General features: G+C 64.8%; 12 protein-coding genes and 2 pseudogenes. 4 read left to right on the top strand and 10 right to left on the bottom strand.

Going from position 1 to position 16826, the window contains the following annotated elements; all coding sequences use genetic code 11:
* Positions 1-14: 14 nt before the first annotated feature.
* From IHE30_RS03875 to IHE30_RS03860, 4 genes are all read right to left on the bottom strand, one after another.
* Positions 15-1052 (bottom strand): adenosine deaminase, encoded by a 1038-nt coding sequence (locus tag IHE30_RS03875; protein WP_337688918.1) that lies wholly within the window; start codon positions 1050-1052, stop codon positions 15-17.
* The gene (locus IHE30_RS03870; protein WP_337688916.1) at positions 1049-1348 is read right to left on the bottom strand and encodes an XdhC family protein; all 300 of its coding nucleotides are present in this window, start codon (positions 1346-1348) and stop codon (positions 1049-1051) included. Before IHE30_RS03870 ends, IHE30_RS03875 begins: the two co-directional genes overlap by 4 nt.
* A 314-nt stretch (positions 1349-1662) precedes the next feature.
* Positions 1663-2181, bottom strand: a complete 519-nt coding sequence (locus IHE30_RS03865; RefSeq protein WP_337688914.1) for a disulfide bond formation protein B — start codon at positions 2179-2181, stop codon at positions 1663-1665.
* 53 nt (positions 2182-2234) lie between these two features.
* Positions 2235-3626: an amidase gene (locus IHE30_RS03860; protein WP_337688913.1), complete on the bottom strand. Its 1392-nt coding sequence runs from the start codon at positions 3624-3626 to the stop codon at positions 2235-2237.
* 343 nt (positions 3627-3969) lie between these two features.
* Between IHE30_RS03860 and IHE30_RS03855 the strand changes: the two are divergent.
* Both IHE30_RS03855 and IHE30_RS03850 read left to right on the top strand, forming a co-directional pair.
* A pseudogene (locus IHE30_RS03855) lies at positions 3970-4917 on the top strand (gamma-glutamyl-gamma-aminobutyrate hydrolase family protein); the annotation flags it as partial.
* 28 nt (positions 4918-4945) lie between these two features.
* Complete coding sequence (locus IHE30_RS03850) at positions 4946-6232, top strand: MFS transporter (protein WP_337688911.1); 1287 nt, start codon at positions 4946-4948, stop codon at positions 6230-6232.
* Positions 6233-6251: 19 nt separating this feature from the next.
* Here the strand turns inward: IHE30_RS03850 and IHE30_RS03845 are convergent.
* Positions 6252-7269 (bottom strand): annotated as a pseudogene (locus IHE30_RS03845) (tetratricopeptide repeat protein); the annotation flags it as partial.
* Positions 7270-7561: 292 nt separating this feature from the next.
* Here IHE30_RS03845 and IHE30_RS03840 point away from each other — a divergent pair.
* The gene (locus IHE30_RS03840; RefSeq protein WP_337688908.1) at positions 7562-9394 is read left to right on the top strand and encodes an FAD-dependent monooxygenase; all 1833 of its coding nucleotides are present in this window, start codon (positions 7562-7564) and stop codon (positions 9392-9394) included.
* Positions 9395-9412: 18 nt separating this feature from the next.
* Here the strand turns inward: IHE30_RS03840 and crcB are convergent, their stop codons facing one another.
* The 5 genes from crcB to IHE30_RS03815 all read right to left on the bottom strand — a co-directional run bounded on the left by crcB (position 9413) and on the right by IHE30_RS03815 (position 15482).
* The gene (gene crcB / locus IHE30_RS03835) at positions 9413-9793 is read right to left on the bottom strand and encodes a fluoride efflux transporter CrcB (RefSeq protein WP_337688906.1); all 381 of its coding nucleotides are present in this window, start codon (positions 9791-9793) and stop codon (positions 9413-9415) included.
* 239 nt (positions 9794-10032) lie between these two features.
* Positions 10033-10284 (bottom strand): formate dehydrogenase subunit delta, encoded by a 252-nt coding sequence (locus IHE30_RS03830; RefSeq protein WP_337689020.1) that lies wholly within the window; start codon positions 10282-10284, stop codon positions 10033-10035.
* A gap of 18 nt (positions 10285-10302) precedes the next feature.
* Positions 10303-13242, bottom strand: coding sequence for a formate dehydrogenase subunit alpha (gene fdhF / locus IHE30_RS03825; RefSeq protein ID WP_337688904.1), 2940 nt, complete (start codon positions 13240-13242; stop codon positions 10303-10305).
* 42 nt (positions 13243-13284) lie between these two features.
* Positions 13285-14904 carry a formate dehydrogenase beta subunit gene (locus IHE30_RS03820; RefSeq protein ID WP_337688902.1) on the bottom strand — a complete coding sequence of 540 codons (1620 nt, stop codon included), beginning with the start codon at positions 14902-14904 and terminating at the stop codon, positions 13285-13287.
* Positions 14904-15482 (bottom strand): NAD(P)H-dependent oxidoreductase subunit E, encoded by a 579-nt coding sequence (locus tag IHE30_RS03815; protein ID WP_443193590.1) that lies wholly within the window; start codon positions 15480-15482, stop codon positions 14904-14906. Before IHE30_RS03815 ends, IHE30_RS03820 begins: the two co-directional genes overlap by 1 nt.
* A gap of 125 nt (positions 15483-15607) precedes the next feature.
* Between IHE30_RS03815 and IHE30_RS03810 the strand changes: the two genes are divergently transcribed.
* Positions 15608-16684, top strand: coding sequence for a substrate-binding domain-containing protein (locus tag IHE30_RS03810; RefSeq protein WP_337689016.1), 1077 nt, complete (start codon positions 15608-15610; stop codon positions 16682-16684).
* Positions 16685-16826 lie beyond the last annotated feature (142 nt).

Raw genomic sequence — 16826 nt, 5'->3', positions numbered from 1 at the left:
CCCGTTTCAGTGCGTTATGGCTGGGCTTGCGGCGCATGCCAGTATGCGTCCAGCAATGACAGGTAGGCCGCGCGTTGCGCGTCGGTGATGAACGATGCCTCGAATCCGTTGCGGATGATTTTGTACAACTCGTTGTCGGTGAGCTTCAGCGCGTCGGCAATTGCCAGGTAATTTTGGTTGATGTAGCCGCCGAAATAAGCTGGATCGTCGGAATTGATCGTCACCATCACGTCGGCATCCAGCAGCCGCTTCAGCGTATGCTCGGTCATGTCGTTGACGACGCACAGCTTCAGATTCGACAGTGGGCACACGGTCAATGCAATGCGCGTGTCTGCTAGCCGCGCGACCAATGCCGCGTCCTCGATGCTGCGCACGCCGTGGTCGACGCGATGCACGTCCAGCACGTCGAGCGCCTCGACGACGTATGCTGGCGGCCCCTCTTCACCCGCGTGGGCGACCAGCTTCAGGCCTCGCTCCCTCGCGAGGGCGAACACGCGCGCGAACTTGGACGGGGGATGACCATACTCGGACGAATCCAGTCCAACGCCGATTAGCCTGTGCCCATACTGCTCGAACATCGGCAGCGCGGCATCGAACGTTTGCAACGCATGGTCTTCCGGCAGATGGCGCAGAAAGCACGGGATGAGCTTGCTGGAAAACCCCCGCGCGTCGGCCTGCGCCAGCGCCCGCTCCATGCCTGCCACCATGGTCTCGATCGACACGCCACGCTCGATATGTGTCTGCGGGTCGAAGAAGATTTCCGCATGGACGATGTGATCGGCCATGGCGCGTTCGACGTATGCCGCGGTCATGTCGTAGAAGTCCTGTTCGTGCAGCAGCACGCTTGCGCCGGCGTAGTAAATATCCAGAAACGACTGCAGGTCGGTGAATGCGTACGCGTCGCGCAGTGCCTGGATTGTCGGGTACGGCAGCGCAACGCCGTTGCGGCGGGCCAGCTCGAAAATTAATTCTGGCTCTAGCGAGCCCTCGATATGGATATGCAGCTCCGCTTTCGGCGCGTGCGTGATCTTGTCGGCGAGAATCGGGTTCATGGCGACTGTGAAATTGTGTAGAGATGGCGTTGTTCTACCACACGCAACAGTTGTGCCGCTATGGCGATCGCTATCGATGCGGGCGCCTTGCTTGCTACGCCCTCGATACCGTTTGGGCACGTCATCCGAGCCAATTGGGTAGGGTTGATGCCGCACGCCGCTAACCGATGCTCGAATGGCCTGCGCTGCGTTCTTAATAGGATCATGCCGAAATACGTGTAGTCGTCGCGCTCTAGGGTGTGCTCCGCAAGCGCTTGGTCCAGCGCGGGCTTGTGCGTCGTCACGAAAAAAGACAACTGCCATCAAGAGAAAAAGATGCCTGCCGGCGCGGCATCGACTATCGACACCAGCACATCGTTCTCGTCCAGGCGCGGGTTAGGCCATCGGTGCCTCGTGGATCGCGCCGCGTGGGGCCATGTCGGCCGCCGCGCAGGCCCGGGCAAGTCAGCGATGACAAGGCTTCCCGGACGGCGTATGGGGCGATAGCAGCTGTTGACGGGGGCATCGCACAGCAGTGATTGCGTGCTGCGCGGATCAGATCTCACCGGGATACTGGATGCGCAGCGTGACGCGTCACGTCTCATGCCTCATGCGTCACGCCTTGCCCCCGTCATGCTTGGCGCGATGCGCGCAGCTTGCGTGTGCGCCACAGACTGCGCGAGACGAGCACGAATATCAGGCCGAACGCGATAAGTCCCCATTGCGGCAGGCTCAGTCCGAGGGTCGGCGGGTACGGTATCTCGCACAGTCCCGCGACCTTGAACGCGTCGGGCCACAGCTTGGCGAGCGGCAGCGCATCGACGATTGGCTCGAGTGCGTCGAAGCCGCAACTGAACGACGGATTGGCCTGGACCTCGATATGCTGGATCGCGGCGGCCATCCCGCCGGCCGCTGCGACGACGATCAGTGTCTCCAATACCGCGATGCTGCGCCACCCCCGCAGCGTCGCGCCGGTGAATGCGAACACGGCGATTAGCAAGAAGAAGTAGCGCTGGATGATGCACAATGGGCATGGAGCCTGGTGCTTAAAGTACTGCAGATACAACGCGCCGCTGAACAGCGCGACGCAGACCAGTCCCAGCAGGGCTAGCAGACGTCGCTCACGGCGCATTCTCAACGAATCATTCATAGTGTTTTATCCAGTGAGACGCGTTGGAACGCGTCGGACAGGCCGGTATGCTGTCATCGCAGCGGCGCGAGCACGGCTTCGACTGCGCGACCCAGCATGAGCAGCGCAGCGTCGCGACCAGTGCCCGAGGCCAGCATGAGGCCGACCGGCGCTTCGCCGTGACGCGAGCACGGCAACGACAGCGCGCAGCCGTCGAGGAAATTGATCCAGCTCGGGTTGCGCAGCATCGTTGCGTCAACGCGCGCATAGACAGCGTCATCCGCTTGCAGTTCCGCGATGCGCAGCGGCACGATGGGCACGGTCGGGCAGACGATGGCATCGAAGCTGTGCCATAGCGGCTCGGCCTGCGCGATGATGTCGGCTCGCTCGCGCAGCAACTCGAGATAGTCGGCCGCGCTGGCGTGCTCGCCCTTACAGATGCGTGCCAGCACGTGCGGGTCATAGTCGCTGGCGCGGTTTTCGATCAGCTTGCGGTGCCATGCGAACGACTCGATCGACGGCAGGCGCAGCGGATTGATTTGCGCGAAGCGCTCGAGCGGCGCGAAACGCAGCTCGCTGACCCGCGCGCCGGCCGCCGATAGGTGCTGGAGGGCGTCGTCATAGGCGCGCGCCACGCTCAGGTCCATGTCGTCGAGCACGAGGTTGGTCAGCGCGCCGAGCCGCACCCCTTCGATTGGCCGCGCCGGCGGCACGACAGGCGGCAGGCCGGCCAGGATCCGGTCGGTGATAGCGCAGCAGGCGACCGACGAGCCGATGGGACCGACCGAGTCGAGCGACGGGGACAAGGGTAGCACACCATCGGTCGGAATGCGCCGCGCGGTTGGCTTGAAGCCGGTCAATCCGCACAACGCGGCTGGGATGCGGACCGAGCCGCCGGTGTCCGTGCCGAGCGCGACCGCGGCCATCCCGTCGGCAACGCAGGCGCCCGCCCCCGACGACGAGCCGCCGGCAATGCGGTGTTCGGCATCGCCGGCGGTACGCTGCCACGGCGAGGCCGGGGTGCCATAGTGGGGGTTGAGTCCCAGGCCGGAGAAGGCGAATTCGGTCATGTTGGTGCGTCCGATGATGACCGCGCCGGCTTGCCGCAGCCGTGCGACCGTGCTCGCATCGGCGCGGGCGGGCGGCGCGTCGGACAACACGACCGAGCCCGCGCGAGTGACCTGGCCGGCGATGTCGAACAAGTCCTTGACCGAGACCGGCACGCCCATCAACGGTGATAGCACCGTGCCGGCGGCGCGCAGCTTGTCCAGCGCATCCGCGCATTGCCGAGCCGCCTGCGCGTGTACTTCGATGAACACCGAACGGCCTTGCCCGTGCGGCGCGGCGATCCGCTCCAGTGCGGTCTCGACCAACTCGCGGCTGGTGCTTGTGCCGGCCTGCAGCGCGGCGGCAAGCGCCGACAACGGCGGCAGCGGCGTGAAATCAGCGGTGCGGAAAATAGTCATGATCGGAGCCCATTCGGCAGCAATGCGAGGTCGTAGCGGCGTCGTGGAAAACGTTACGCCGTGCACGCATTGTATGCGAATGAAGGTCGTTGTTTGCCCGTGCGCGGGGAACGGCGGATAATGCGCGAACCCTGGCTGAACCTGTGCGGATCTGCACGTCTGACGATTCACCATGAGCGAACACTCGACTCCCCGCTTCGTTGAATCCGCGGCCGCCGCCCCTGTGGCGCAAGGTGCGGCGCCTGCGCCGCCGGCCGCCGATGCCTTATCCGTCAAGTCGCAACCCGAGGCCGAAACGGCGGGTGGCGTGCTCTCGGGCGCGCCGTCCAAGGATCTCTATCAAACGGCGCCCGACTTCGGCGCGCCCTCTCATCCGCCGCCGCAGGCGGAGGCGCGCGAGCCGGCGTCGCGGCCTCATTACCTGAAACAGTCCGATTCGGCGTGGAGCGTGTTCGGGCGCATCATCGCCGCGCGTGCGCGGCAGCTATTCGACCGTGCCGGCCAGCGCATCACGCAGCGTACGCTGCGCATCGGGGTATCGGCGCGCATCTTCCATCCCGAGCTGGGCGGCAAGGGCCTGCGCGGTAAGACGCTGCAATATCTGGAAGAGTCCGTCGCGCATTGGGTGATGTCGCGTGACGTGCTCGTGATGATGATCCCCACGGTCGGGCATGCCGGCATGCTGCATCCTAGCAACATCAGGCTGCGCGATTATGCCCGTCACCTGGATGGCCTGGTGCTGCAAGGCGGCGCCGACGTGTCGCCGCAAACCTACGCAGATAGTGGCGCGCGGCCCGAGTGGCCAGGCGACCGGGTGCGGGACATGTACGAGCTGGAGCTGCTGCATGAATTCATCGAGTCGGGCAAGCCGGTGCTGGGCATTTGCCGAGGTTGCCAATTGATCAACGTCGCGTTCGGCGGCACGCTGTATCAGGACATCGCCACCGATCTGCCCAACGCCATGCCCCATGTGAACGAGCAATACGACCGGCATCGTCATGCCATCCTATTCCCGGAAGGTTCGACGCTGGCCAGCATGTTCCCCGGCAAGCGCGACGCGCTGGTCAACTCGATTCACCACCAGGCGGTGAAGAGCGTCGGGCGCGACCTGAGCGTCGAAGCGATCTCGGCCGACGACGGCCTGGTGGAGGCCGTGCGCTATCGCCGCTCGCCGTTCGTCGTCGGCGTCCAGTGGCATCCCGAATTCCACCGTGCGGGCGGTGCCGAACTGCTTGACTGCACGCCGCTGCTCGATACGTTCCTGCGCGCGGCGCGCGAGACCCGCTTCTAACCAACGACGTTTTCCCTCAGGAGGCCAGATGACTGCGACAACCGTGTCAGAATCGAAAGCGCGTGCCGTATTCCGCGTGACCAGTGGCAATTTCCTGGAGATGTACGACTTCATGGTCTACGGCTACTATGCGTCGGCGATTGCGAAGACGTACTTCCCGGCCGGCAGTGCGTTCGCGTCGCTGATGCTGTCGTTGTCGGTGTTCGGCGCCGGCTTCCTGATGCGCCCGCTCGGGGCCATCGTGTTGGGGGCGTACATCGATCATCATGGGCGCCGCAAGGGCCTCATCTTGACCTTATCGCTGATGGCGGTCGGGACCGCGGCGGTGGCGCTCGTGCCCGGCTACGCGACAATCGGGCTGGCGGCACCGGCGCTGGTGCTGGCTGGCAGGCTGCTGCAAGGCTTCTCCGCTGGAGTCGAGCTTGGTGGCGTATCGGTCTATCTGGCGGAGATCGCAACCAAGGGGCGCAAGGGTTTCTACTGCGCGTGGCAGTCGGGTAGCCAGCAGGTGGCGGTGGTCTTTGCCGCGCTGCTCGGCGTGATTCTGAACCGCGTGTTGCCGGCCGACCAAATGGGTGAGTGGGGCTGGCGGATACCCTTCCTGATCGGTTGCCTGATCGTTCCGTTTCTGTTCCTGATCCGGCGATCGCTGACGGAGACGGACGAGTTTTTGGCGCGCAAGCATCGCCCGACGATGGGCGAGATTTTTGCATCGATGGTCGCGAACTGGCGCACGGTGATCGCCGGCATGGGCCTGGTCATCATGACCACGGTGTCTTTTTATCTGATCACCGCGTACACCCCCACCTTTGGCAAGGAGGTGCTCAAGCTGTCCGCTGTGGATACGCTCGTGGTGACAATTTGCATCGGCTTGTCAAACTTGTTCTGGCTGCCGGTCAGTGGTGCGCTGTCAGACCGGGTCGGGCGCCGCGCGATTCTAATCGCGTTCACGCTGATCGCTCTGGTGAGCGCGTATCCGGCGATGCAATGGCTGGTTGCGCAGCCATCATTCGAGCGGTTGCTGGTGGTGCAGCTGTGGCTCTCGTTCATCTACGCCTGCTATAACGGCGCAATGGTGGCCGGCTTGACCGAGGTGATGCCCGTCGACGTGCGTACCGCCGGGTTTTCGCTCGCGTACAGCCTGGCCACGACCCTGGGCGGTTTCACGCCGGCGATCTCGACCTACCTGATCCATGTGACCGGCAACAAGGCGGCGCCGGGTCTGTGGATGTCGGCCGCTGCGCTGTGCGGCCTGATCGCGACGCTGATCCTGTACCGCAGCGAGGCGGCGCGCAATCGGTACAAGCTGGCTTAGGTGCGTGCGCCGTCGTGGCGGCGATCTCGTCTCGGACCCGGGCGACCACATCGTCCCACCGTCCGGTCACGCGTTGCCGCACCAGGCGCGCGTGTGGATACCAAGGCGTGTGGTGTGGGTCCTCAAACCAGCGCCAGTCGGCTGCGAACGGCAGCATTAACCAAAGTGGCGCGCCCAGCGCGCCGGCCAGATGCGCGATCGACGTGTCGACTGATACCACTGCATCCAATTGCTCGATGATGGCGGCGGTGTCGGCAAAGTCGCCGATCGCGCCATCCAGCCGATGCACGTGCGTGGCCTGCATCGCGTTGAACGCGTCGAGATCGGCGCGAGTCCCGTCACGCTGCAGCACGAACCAGTCAATCTGCGGCAGTGCCAGCAACGGCTTGAGCACATCGAACGGCACGGCTCGGGTGTCGTTTTGCTGTATGCGGCCGGACCAGGCGAGGCCAATCCGGCTGGGTGCGTGGCGTGTGAGACGGCCTTGCCACTTGTGCCGATACGCGGACGGCGCTTGCAGATACGGCACGCTGGCATCGTGCAGCGTCTGGTCATCAAGGTTTAACACTCGTGGCAGGCTCAGCAATGGAACATGGCAGTCGCAGGGTGGCGGCCGCGTGCCGTCGCGCACGATGCAAGCCGATGGCCCGCCGGAAGCTGTCGGCCGCGTCCGCATGCCGCTGGGTGGCGGCACACGCGTTGCCGAGGTTGTAGTGGGCGAGCGCGAAGTCGGGTTGCAGATGCAATGCGTTGCGAAAGCGCGCGATGGCGTCGCCCACGCGGCCCAGCGCGCGCAGCACCGTGCCCAGGTTCAGCTGCACACCCGCATCGCCGGGCCGCAGCGTGGCCGCTCGTCCTACCAATTCCGCGGCGCGCGGATGCTCGCCTCGCTGGTGGTGCAGCACGCCGAGCCAGTGCAGCGTGTCCACGTGATCCGGCTCGGCTTCGAGCATCGCGCGGTAGTCGCGCTCGGCCTCGAGCAGCCGCCCGGCGCGGTGCGCGGCTTGGGCGCGATCAAAAAAGTCGGAAAGGGTCATCGGCACGGGGCAACAATAAAGGTGATCGGCCGAACGGCCAGCTAGCCGCGATGATAATGGATCGGCGTGCAGTGTTTGCGGTGCGACATCTCTTATATGGCGTGCCTGGGCGAACCCAGGCCGGTAGGCGCGATCGCCTGGGAGGCGATTCGCCGTATCGGCCGCCGTCGCGCTGGCTCACCATCCCGGCCCGCGCACGCCGAGCTAGGCGCATTTTTTGCTACCGCGCTGCGGGATGGGAAGCACCGCCCAATGGTCTAAACTGAACCAAACAGCAGTGATGGAGCGCAGCATGGCCCATTCTTCGCTACAGCCACCGCAGGTGCTGATCGTGGGTGCCGGCCCGACGGGACTGGCCGCCGCAATGAGCCTAGCGCGCGCGGGTATTGTGCCGCGCGTCATCGACCGCGTGCCGTGTCCCGCCACCACCTCCCGCGCGATCGGGATTCAGGCGCGTACACTTGAATTGTTCGAGTTGCATCGCGTGGTGGAGCCGTTCATCGAGATCGGGCATCGGGGCCGCGCCGCCCGTCTGTACTCGAACGGGCAAACGCTGCTGCGGCTCGATTTTGACCCGCTGCAGACCCGCTATCCTTACCTGCTGTTCGTCGATCAGTCGCAGACGGAGCGGATTCTCGCTGAGCATCTGCACACATTCGGCGTGGACATCGAGCGTGGCGTCGAACTGATCGGGCTGCAGCAGGACGCGGCCGGGATCGACGCGACACTGCGGCTGCCCGATGGGCGTGTGCAAACGCAGCGGGTACGGTATCTGGTCGGCGCCGACGGCGCGCACAGCACGGTGCGCCATTTACTGGACGTCGCGTTTGCCGGCGAAGCGTTTGACCAGTCCTTTCTGCTGGCGGATCTACGCGTGGATTGGACATTGCCGGTCGATGAATTCCAATTGTTTGCCACTGCCGACGGATTGGCAGGGGTCTTTCCGCTGGGCGGTGATCGCTATCGGCTGATCGCGGACCGGCCGCCGCTCGGCGCGGCGCACCAGGCGGCGGTGCGCACTGGGCTGCTACCTGCCACATCGGCGCCGGCTGCCGGGGCGGGCGCACAGCCCGAACGCCGCCGCGCTGGAGACTACCCGGTGCAGCGCAACGACGTCGAGGATCGGCAACGCGGGACGGACGACGGCAACGCTGGCCCCTCGCTCGATGAATGCCAGCAGTGGGTCGAGCGCCGCATCCATGTGCCGGTGCGGCTGTCGCAACTGACGTGGTCCTCATATTTCCACATTCACAGCCGGAGGGTGGAGCGGCTGCGCATCGGCAATGTGTTCCTGGCCGGAGACGCTGCGCACGTGCATAGCCCAGCGGGTGCGCAGGGGATGAACATCGGGATCCACGAGGCGCTGAACCTGGGCTGGAAACTGGCGCAGGTGCTCAACGGTGGTGCGCCGGATCGCTTGCTTGATACGTACCATCTTGAGCGCAGTCCGATTGAGCGCGGCGTGCTGCGGCAGACCAGCTTCGCTACGCATCTGGTCGAGGCCGAGCACGGCGTGCTGCGGCTCGTGCGCGACCGGCTGATGCCGCTGATCGCGTCGCTCGGCCCGGTTCGGGATGCTGCGCGCCGCGCCGTGAGCGAACTTGCGACTCATTACCGGCGCAGCCCGCTGACGTTAGAGTGTCCGCTCGACGGGGGCGTGCGCGCTGGCGAGCGGGCACCGGACGCATTGGTGCACGTGATGGATGGCCCGCTCGGCCAGGTGCCGTATGTGGCCCGCCTGTTCGACTTGTACGATCCGGCGAGCTTCACTTTGCTGATGCTTGCGTCAGCCGACGATGACGAGCTGCGCGCACGTGAAGAGGCCGGCGCGCTAGGCAGTTTTGCTGCCAAGGTTGAGGCATTGCTTCGTGCGCGCGTGCGTACATGGCGGGTGAGGGATACGCCACAGCCGTGCGATGTAGCAGGCGAGACCGCCTCATCGCTGGCCTTTAGCTACGGACGCACGCGCCCGTGCTGCTACCTGGTTCGTCCGGACGGCTACGTTGCAGCCCGCGGACGGCTGCTGAGCGACGCGCCTGCGCTGCTGCGCTATTGCGAGGATTGGTTTGGCGCGCTGGCGCAAACGCAGCGTGCGCGCGAAACGACGGTAGCCTCGACTGGCTAACAGCTAACAGCCTAGCTATTAGCGGCGAAGCCATGCGACGCTGGCCAGCCCGGCCAGCGTCATCAGCACCGAGCCGGCGAGATGGATCATGGCCTCGCCGACCGCCCAGCCGATGCGCCCGGCTTGCAGATGCGCAGTGATTTCGGCGGAGAACGTCGAAAACGTCGACAAGCCGCCCATCAAGCCGGTGATGACGAATAGCCGCCATTCCGGCGCGAGATCCGCATGCTTGCCGAAGTACGCAATGGACACGCCTATTACATAGCCGGCGATCAGATTCGAGGCGAGCGTGCCGAGCGGTAACGCGGGAAGCAGGGGGTTGTAGCGCGTGCTGAGCACCCAGCGCAACAGCGAGCCGAGCGCGCCGCCTAGCGCGACTGCGGCTATCGATGAAAGCATCGCGGGTTCCATTCGGGCGCTGCCCGGTAGACTAAATTCTGGATTCTAGCGGATGCGTCGTCCGTCGCCATGGTATTGGGGTGCACAGGAGTGTGGCGCACAGGCACAGGACGCACACGTGGTGGCCTGCGCGCGCTGCTCGGCGCGCACATGGCCCGTGTCATGGCACGGGCAGCTGCAGCCGCACGCCGTTCAGGCGCATCGTGCGCCAGCGCCTCCCCGGCTGTGAGGGGCGCGGGTCATGCCGGCGCAGTGGCCGGCATTAACCTGTCACGATAGTGAACAAGGGCCTCGCGCGCGATTGGCATCAACTCGTCCAACGCCGGATCCACGCCGCGATCGAGCGCGTCGAGCAACGTGCGCCGCATGCGCGGCTCCCAAAAGCGCTTTAGGTGATCGGCGATACCTTCGAGCGCGGCGTGCCGATCGGGCATCGATTCGAAGAACTCTCCAATGCGGTTGACCATGTCGACCAGGGTGTGCAGCGGCATTGCCATCGTCGATTCCTCCTACTTGGCCGTTGCGACGCCCGATGCGTCCAGCAGGGTACGTTCGCTCAGCAGCGCCAGTTGCTGGTCGCTGAAACGGGCATAGCGCTGCTGCCAGTCCGACAACTGCCCGACGACCGGCGTGACTTGCACCGCGGTCACCTTGTACTCCGGGCAATTGGTCGCCCAGTCGGACGAGTCGGTGGTCACCACGTTGGCGCCGGATTCCGGAAAGTGGAACGTCGTGTAGACGACGCCGGGCTGCATCCGCGTGGTCACCTGCGCGCGTAGGACCGTGTGTCCCGCGCGCGACGCGACGCCGACCCAGTCGCCGCTCTTGATCCCACGGTCCTCTGCGTCTACCGGGTGGATCTCCAGCCGGTCCTCTTCATGCCAGCGCGAATTGTCCGTGCGGCGGGTCTGCGCGCCGACGTTGTACTGCGATAGGATCCGGCCCGTGGTCAGCAATAACGGGAACCGGCGGGTGACCTTCTCGCGCGTCGGGATAAATTGCGTGATGACGAAGCGTCCCTTGCCGCGCACGAAGGTGTCCACGTGCATGGTCGGGGTGCCGTCCGGCGCCGCTTCATTGCATGGCCACTGGATGCTGCCCACTTCGTCCAGTCGCGCGTACGATACGCCGTGGAAGGTGGGCGTGAGCCGGGCAATCTCGTCCATGATCTGGCTCGGATGGGAATAATCCATCGCGTAGCCAAGCTTGCCGGCCAGCTTGATCGTCACCTGCCAGTCGGCCATGCCGGGCAGCGGCGGCATCACCTGCCGCACGCGGGAAATCCGCCGCTCCGCATTCGTAAACGTGCCGTCCTTTTCCAGGAATGATGTGCCCGGCAGGAAAACGTGCGCGTACTTGGCCGTCTCGTTCAGGAAAATATCCTGCACGACAATGCACTCCATCGACGACAGCGCCGCAGCGACATGCTGCGTGTTCGGGTCCGACTGCGCGATGTCCTCGCCCTGGCAATACAAGCCCTTGAACGTGCCGCTCAGCGCGGCGTCGAACATGTTCGGAATGCGCAGACCCGGCTCGGGCTGTAGCGTGACGTTCCAAGCGGCCTCGAACAGGCTGCGCGTGGCGGCGTCACCGATATGCCGGTAGCCCGGCAACTCATGCGGGAACGAGCCCATGTCGCAGGAGCCCTGCACGTTGTTCTGCCCGCGCAGCGGGTTGACGCCGACGCCTTCACGGCCCAAGTTGCCGGTGGCCATTGCCAGATTCGCGATGCCCATCACCATCGTGGAGCCCTGCGAATGCTCGGTGACGCCCAACCCGTAATAAATCGCCGCATTGCCGCCGGTGGCATACAAACGAGCGGCTTCGCGCACCTGCGCCGCCGGCACCCCGGTGATCGACTCGGTGGCTTCGGGCGCGTTCTGCGGCTGGGCCGCGAAATCCCGCCATTGCTCGAATGCGAGCGGCTCACACCGCTGGGCGATGAAGGCCGTGTCGAGCAGCCCCTCGGTGACGATCACATGCGCGAACGCATTGATGATCGCGACGTTTGTGCCCGGGCGCACGGGCAGATGATACTGCGCGTTGACGTGGGGTCCCTGGACCAGATCGATGCGGCGCGGGTCGATGACGATCAGCTTCGCGCCTTCGCGCAGGCGCCGCTTGAGCCGTGAGCCAAATACCGGATGGCCATCGGTCGGGTTGGCGCCAATTACCATGATCACATCGCTATGCGCGACCGATGCGAAGGTCTGTGTGCCGGCCGATTCGCCAAGCGTGGTCTTCAGGCCATAGCCGGTCGGCGAGTGACACACGCGGGCGCAGGTGTCAACGTTGTTGTTGCCAAATGCCGCCCGCACGAGTTTTTGCACTAGATACGTCTCTTCGTTCGTGCAGCGTGACGATGTGATGCCGCCGATCGAGTCGCGTCCGTACTTGTCCTGGATGCGCCGGAACGCGTTGGCCGCGTAGTCCAGCGCCTCGTCCCAGCTGACTTCGCGCCACGGCGCGTCGATCGACGCGCGGATCATCGGGCGCGTGATGCGGTCGCGGTGTGTCGCATAGCCCCATGCAAAGCGCCCCTTCACGCAAGCATGGCCCTCGTTGGCGCGGCCGTCCTTGTGCGGCACCATCCGCACCACCTGATTGCCCTTCATCTCGGCCTTCAGCGAACAGCCCACACCGCAATAGGCACAGGTCGTGACGACGGCGTGCTCCGGTTGGCCCAGCTCGGCAATTGACTTCTCGTGCAACGTCGCGGTCGGGCAGGCGGCCACGCACGCCCCACATGAGACACACTCCGATGCCATGAATGAGACGCCTTCGCTTGCCGCGACACGCGACTCGAAGCCGCGTCCTGCGATGGTCAGCGCGAAGGTGCCTTGCGTTTGCTCGCACGCGCGCACGCATCGATTGCATACGATGCACTTGCTGGCGTCATAGGTGAAGTACGGGTTCGATTCGTCCTTCGCGTCGTTTAGGTGATTGGCGCCATCGTAGCCGTAGCGAACCTCGCGCAGCCCCACGACGCCTGCCATGTCCTGTAGCTCGCAACGCCCGTTGGACGGGCATGTCAGGCAGTCCAACGGGTGATCGGAAATATACAGCTCCATCACGTTGCGACGCAGCGCCTGCAGTTTGTCGCTTTGCGTGCGCACCTTCATGCCCGGCTCGACCGGCGTTGTGCAGGAGGCCGGATAACCCCGGCGGCCTTCGATCTCGACCAGGCATAGCCGACACGAGCCGAACGCCTCCAGAGAATCGGTTGCGCATAGTTTCGGCACGCGAACGCCAGCGTGGATCGCCGCGCGCATGACTGATGTGCCTGCCGGCACGTCCACCTGTACGCCGTCGATCTGCAGTGACACGCTTGGGCCGTGGCGGGCCGGCGTACCGAAATCGACGTCGTCCAGCGGCACGTTGTTCGCGCGGCAAGCGCACGATCCGGACCCGCACCCACCACGAAGGCCATTCTGCCTCATGTCATTCATTGTCTACTCCTGCGCGTCGCACGAAGCGGCGCGCGTGTGTCATTATGCCGCGGCGCTGCGTTCAGGCTCGCACGGCGCGTCGCCTTCGGCAGTCACAAGGCCGAAGTCTTCGGGGAAATGGTCCAGCGCGGACAGCACCGGGTAGGGAGTCATCCCGCCCATCGCGCACAGCGAGCCGTGCAGCATCGTGTCGCACAGCTCGCGCAGCAACGTCACGTGGCGCGTGCGTGCGTGCACGTCCTGCTCCGGTGCACGGAGCCTGTCGATGACCTCCGCGCCGCGCGTGGAGCCGATCCGGCACGGCGTGCACTTGCCGCACGATTCGAGCGCGCAAAAGTGCATCGCGTAACGTGCCAACTCAGCCAGATTGGCGGTGTCGTCATGGACCACGATACCGCCGTGGCCCACGACGGCGCCGATCGCCGTATAGGCTTCGTAGTCCAGCGGCACATCCCACTGGCTCGGCGGCAGATAGGTGCCGAGCGGACCGCCGACCTGGATCGCACGCGCGGGGCGCCCGCTCGCCGTGCCGCCCCCGAATTCGAACACCAGTTCGCGCAGCGTGACGCCGAACGCGAGTTCCACCAGCCCGCCGCGCCGTACATTGCCGGCGAGTTGGAATGGCAGCGTGCCACGTGAGCGCCCCATGCCGAAGTCCCGGTAGAACGCATCGCCGCGCGCGAAAATGATCGGCACGGACGCCAGCGTGATCACGTTGTTGATCACCGTCGGCTTGCCCCGGTAGCCGGCCAGCGCGGGCAGCGGTGGCTTTGCGCGTACGATGCCACGCTTGCCTTCGAGCGACTCGAGTAGCGCCGTCTCCTCGCCGCAGACGTACGCGCCGGCGCCTTTCGCGACGAACAGATCGAAAGCCCGACCGGAGCCCAGCACGTCCGGGCCGAGCCAGCCGGCGGCGCGCGCACGGGCGATCGCTGCGTTCAAGCGCGCGATCGCCAGCGGGTATTCGCTGCGCACGTAGAGGTAGCCTTGCGTCGCGCCGGTCGACATGCCAGCGATGATCATGCCTTCAATCAGGCCGAATGGATCGCATTCCATCGACAAGCGGTCCGAAAACGTGCCGCTGTCACCTTCGTCCGCGTTGCAGACCACGTATTTTTGGTCTGCCTGGGCTTGCAGTACCGTGCGCCACTTGATGCCTGCCGGGAACGCGGCGCCGCCGCGTCCGCGCAGTCCGGCGTCGATCAGTAACTGGCAGGCGGCGGCCGGTGCCATCTGCAACGCATGGCGCAGGCCTTGCAGACCACCGTGCGCAACATAGTCATCGATCGATAGCGGATCGATGAGACCGATTCGAGAAAAGGTTAAACGCTGCTGCTTGCTCAGATAGGGGAGGGCCTCGACGAGGCCGACACATTTCGGATGGGCCGCTGCCCGCGCTTGCGCGGCGGCGTCGTCGGTGTGAAAACCCGAGTCGAACAACGTGTCGATGTCCTGCAACGCAACGTTGGCGTAGCCGATGCGGCCGGCGGCCGTGCCGACCTCCACGAGGGGCTCTAACCAGGACAATCCTCGCGAGCCGTTGCGTATCAGTTCAATGTCGAGCATGCGCCGCGCGGCTTGTTCCGCGATGGCCTGCGCGAGTTCGTCTGCTCCGAGCGCGATCGCTGTCGTATCGGACGGCACGTAAATGCGAATCGTCATTAGCACGCTCCCGATTGCGCGTCGTCGATTGCCGCGGCGAGCACTGTATCGAGCTTCGCCGGCGTAACGCGAGCGTACGGCTTGCCATTGACCATCATCGCCGGCGACGTGCTGCACAAGCCCAGGCAGTACGCAGATTGCAACTCGACTGTCGGGTTACCGGCGCGCGGTGCGGCCGGCGGCGCCGCGCGATGGTCGTCACCGTGGCGACACGCATCAAAGCGATGACCCGTGTGGGTCTCGGCATGCCGCGCCAGCGCTTCGCTGCCCATCGCTCGACAGGATTCAGCGCGGCACAGCTGGACTGTCACGGCGGCCGGCGGCGACGTGCGGAAATGATGGTAGTACGTGATCACGCCGTAGACTTCGGCGCGCGACAAGTTCATTGCCTGAGCAAGCGGGGCGATCACACTATCGGGGATGTAACCGGCGTCGTCCTGGATCGCGTGCAAGACGCTTAATAGCGAATGTCCCGGTACGGCGCGTGCTGCCGCACTAGTGTGGTGCGCGACAAGCCGGGCTGCCGCGTCCGGCGCCAATGCGGCGCCCGTTGCACGGCCGGTAAAGGGTTCTGCCAAGGGGCCTCCGGTGGGGAGTGGTATATGATTTACAGGTTCATATACCGTTCGTTAGATTCATGTCTTTTCCGAACGTTAGTCGTTGACGGTGTCGATTTCAATAGGAAAGGAAATTGCATATGGAGATGCCCAGGATCGAAGCGGTGTCCGAATGGCGGATCGCGGCGGCGGATCACGCGGGCGCGCGCTTGTCGGACGTGATTCTGCTGCTGACGCGGCTGGTCGAGCTGGGCAGCATTGCGAGCGCGGCGCAAGCGCTCGGTCTGTCGTACCGGCACGCATGGGGCGTGCTGCGTGCGGCCGAGCAGCGCTTGGGCGGCCCTTTGCTGGTCAAGGTCCGAGGCCAAGGTTCGCTGCTGTCGCCACTCGGCGAAAAACTGCTATGGGCCGAACGCGTGCGTATCGAACGGCTGGAGCCGCTCGCACAGTCGCTTGGCGTCGAAGTCACTGATGAAATCCGGCGATTGCTGTCCCCAGAACGGCACGATGTGCGGATTCATGCGTCACATGGATATGCCGTCGCGGCGCTGGTACAAGCGCTCGCTGAAGGCGGCACCCCGGTGCAGATTCGGTATCGGGACAGCGCGGACGCCGTCGCATCGTTGTCGCGCGGCGAATGCGACCTGGCCGGTTTCCATTTGCCGATTGGACCGTTCCGCGCGGTATGCGCGGCTGTCTACCGGCCCTGGCTGGACGATGGGCGTCACGTGCTGATTCACCTGGCTCGACGCAAGCAGGGATTGTTCGTGCCGAAGGGCAATCCAGAGTACATCGGCGGCCTCGCCGACCTGTCCCGCGAAGGCTTGCGCTTTGTCAATCGTCAGCCAGGCTCCGGCACGCGCATGCTGCTCGACCTGATGCTGCGCGATATCGGTATCGATCCGACGCGCATCAACGGCTACGCGTCAACCGAACTGACGCATTCGGCGATCGCGGCGTTCGTGGCGAGCGGCAAGGCCGATGTCGGGTTCGGCGTCCAGCCGGCAGCTTCGTATTTTGGACTGGACTTCGTTCCGATAGTCGATGAGGATTACTACTTCGCGTGCGAGCGAGCCGCGCTTGATATGGCACCGTTATCGAAGATTGTCGACGAATTGCGCGGCGCTGCGTTCAAGAGGGCGGTAGCGCAACTGCATGGGTACGATGCCGCGCGCTGCGGCGACTGCGTCCCGCTTCAGGAAGGCGTGGGACCGCGAGATTGATACGGGCAGCTTATTATTCAAAGGGCGTCAGGACAGCGGTGAGCGGGGCCTTCGCGCACGGCAATATGTGATCGCGTACCTAAATAGCCTGAGTCGTGCATTGTTGTAGTGTGCGGGTTCAGCATGATAGAAGGATGCCAAG

Source organism: Mycetohabitans sp. B46, from assembly GCF_037389205.1.
Classification (GTDB): domain Bacteria; phylum Pseudomonadota; class Gammaproteobacteria; order Burkholderiales; family Burkholderiaceae; genus Mycetohabitans.
The sequence above is the reverse complement of the archived record's forward strand: the minus strand, read 5'-3'. Positions and strand labels throughout refer to the sequence as shown.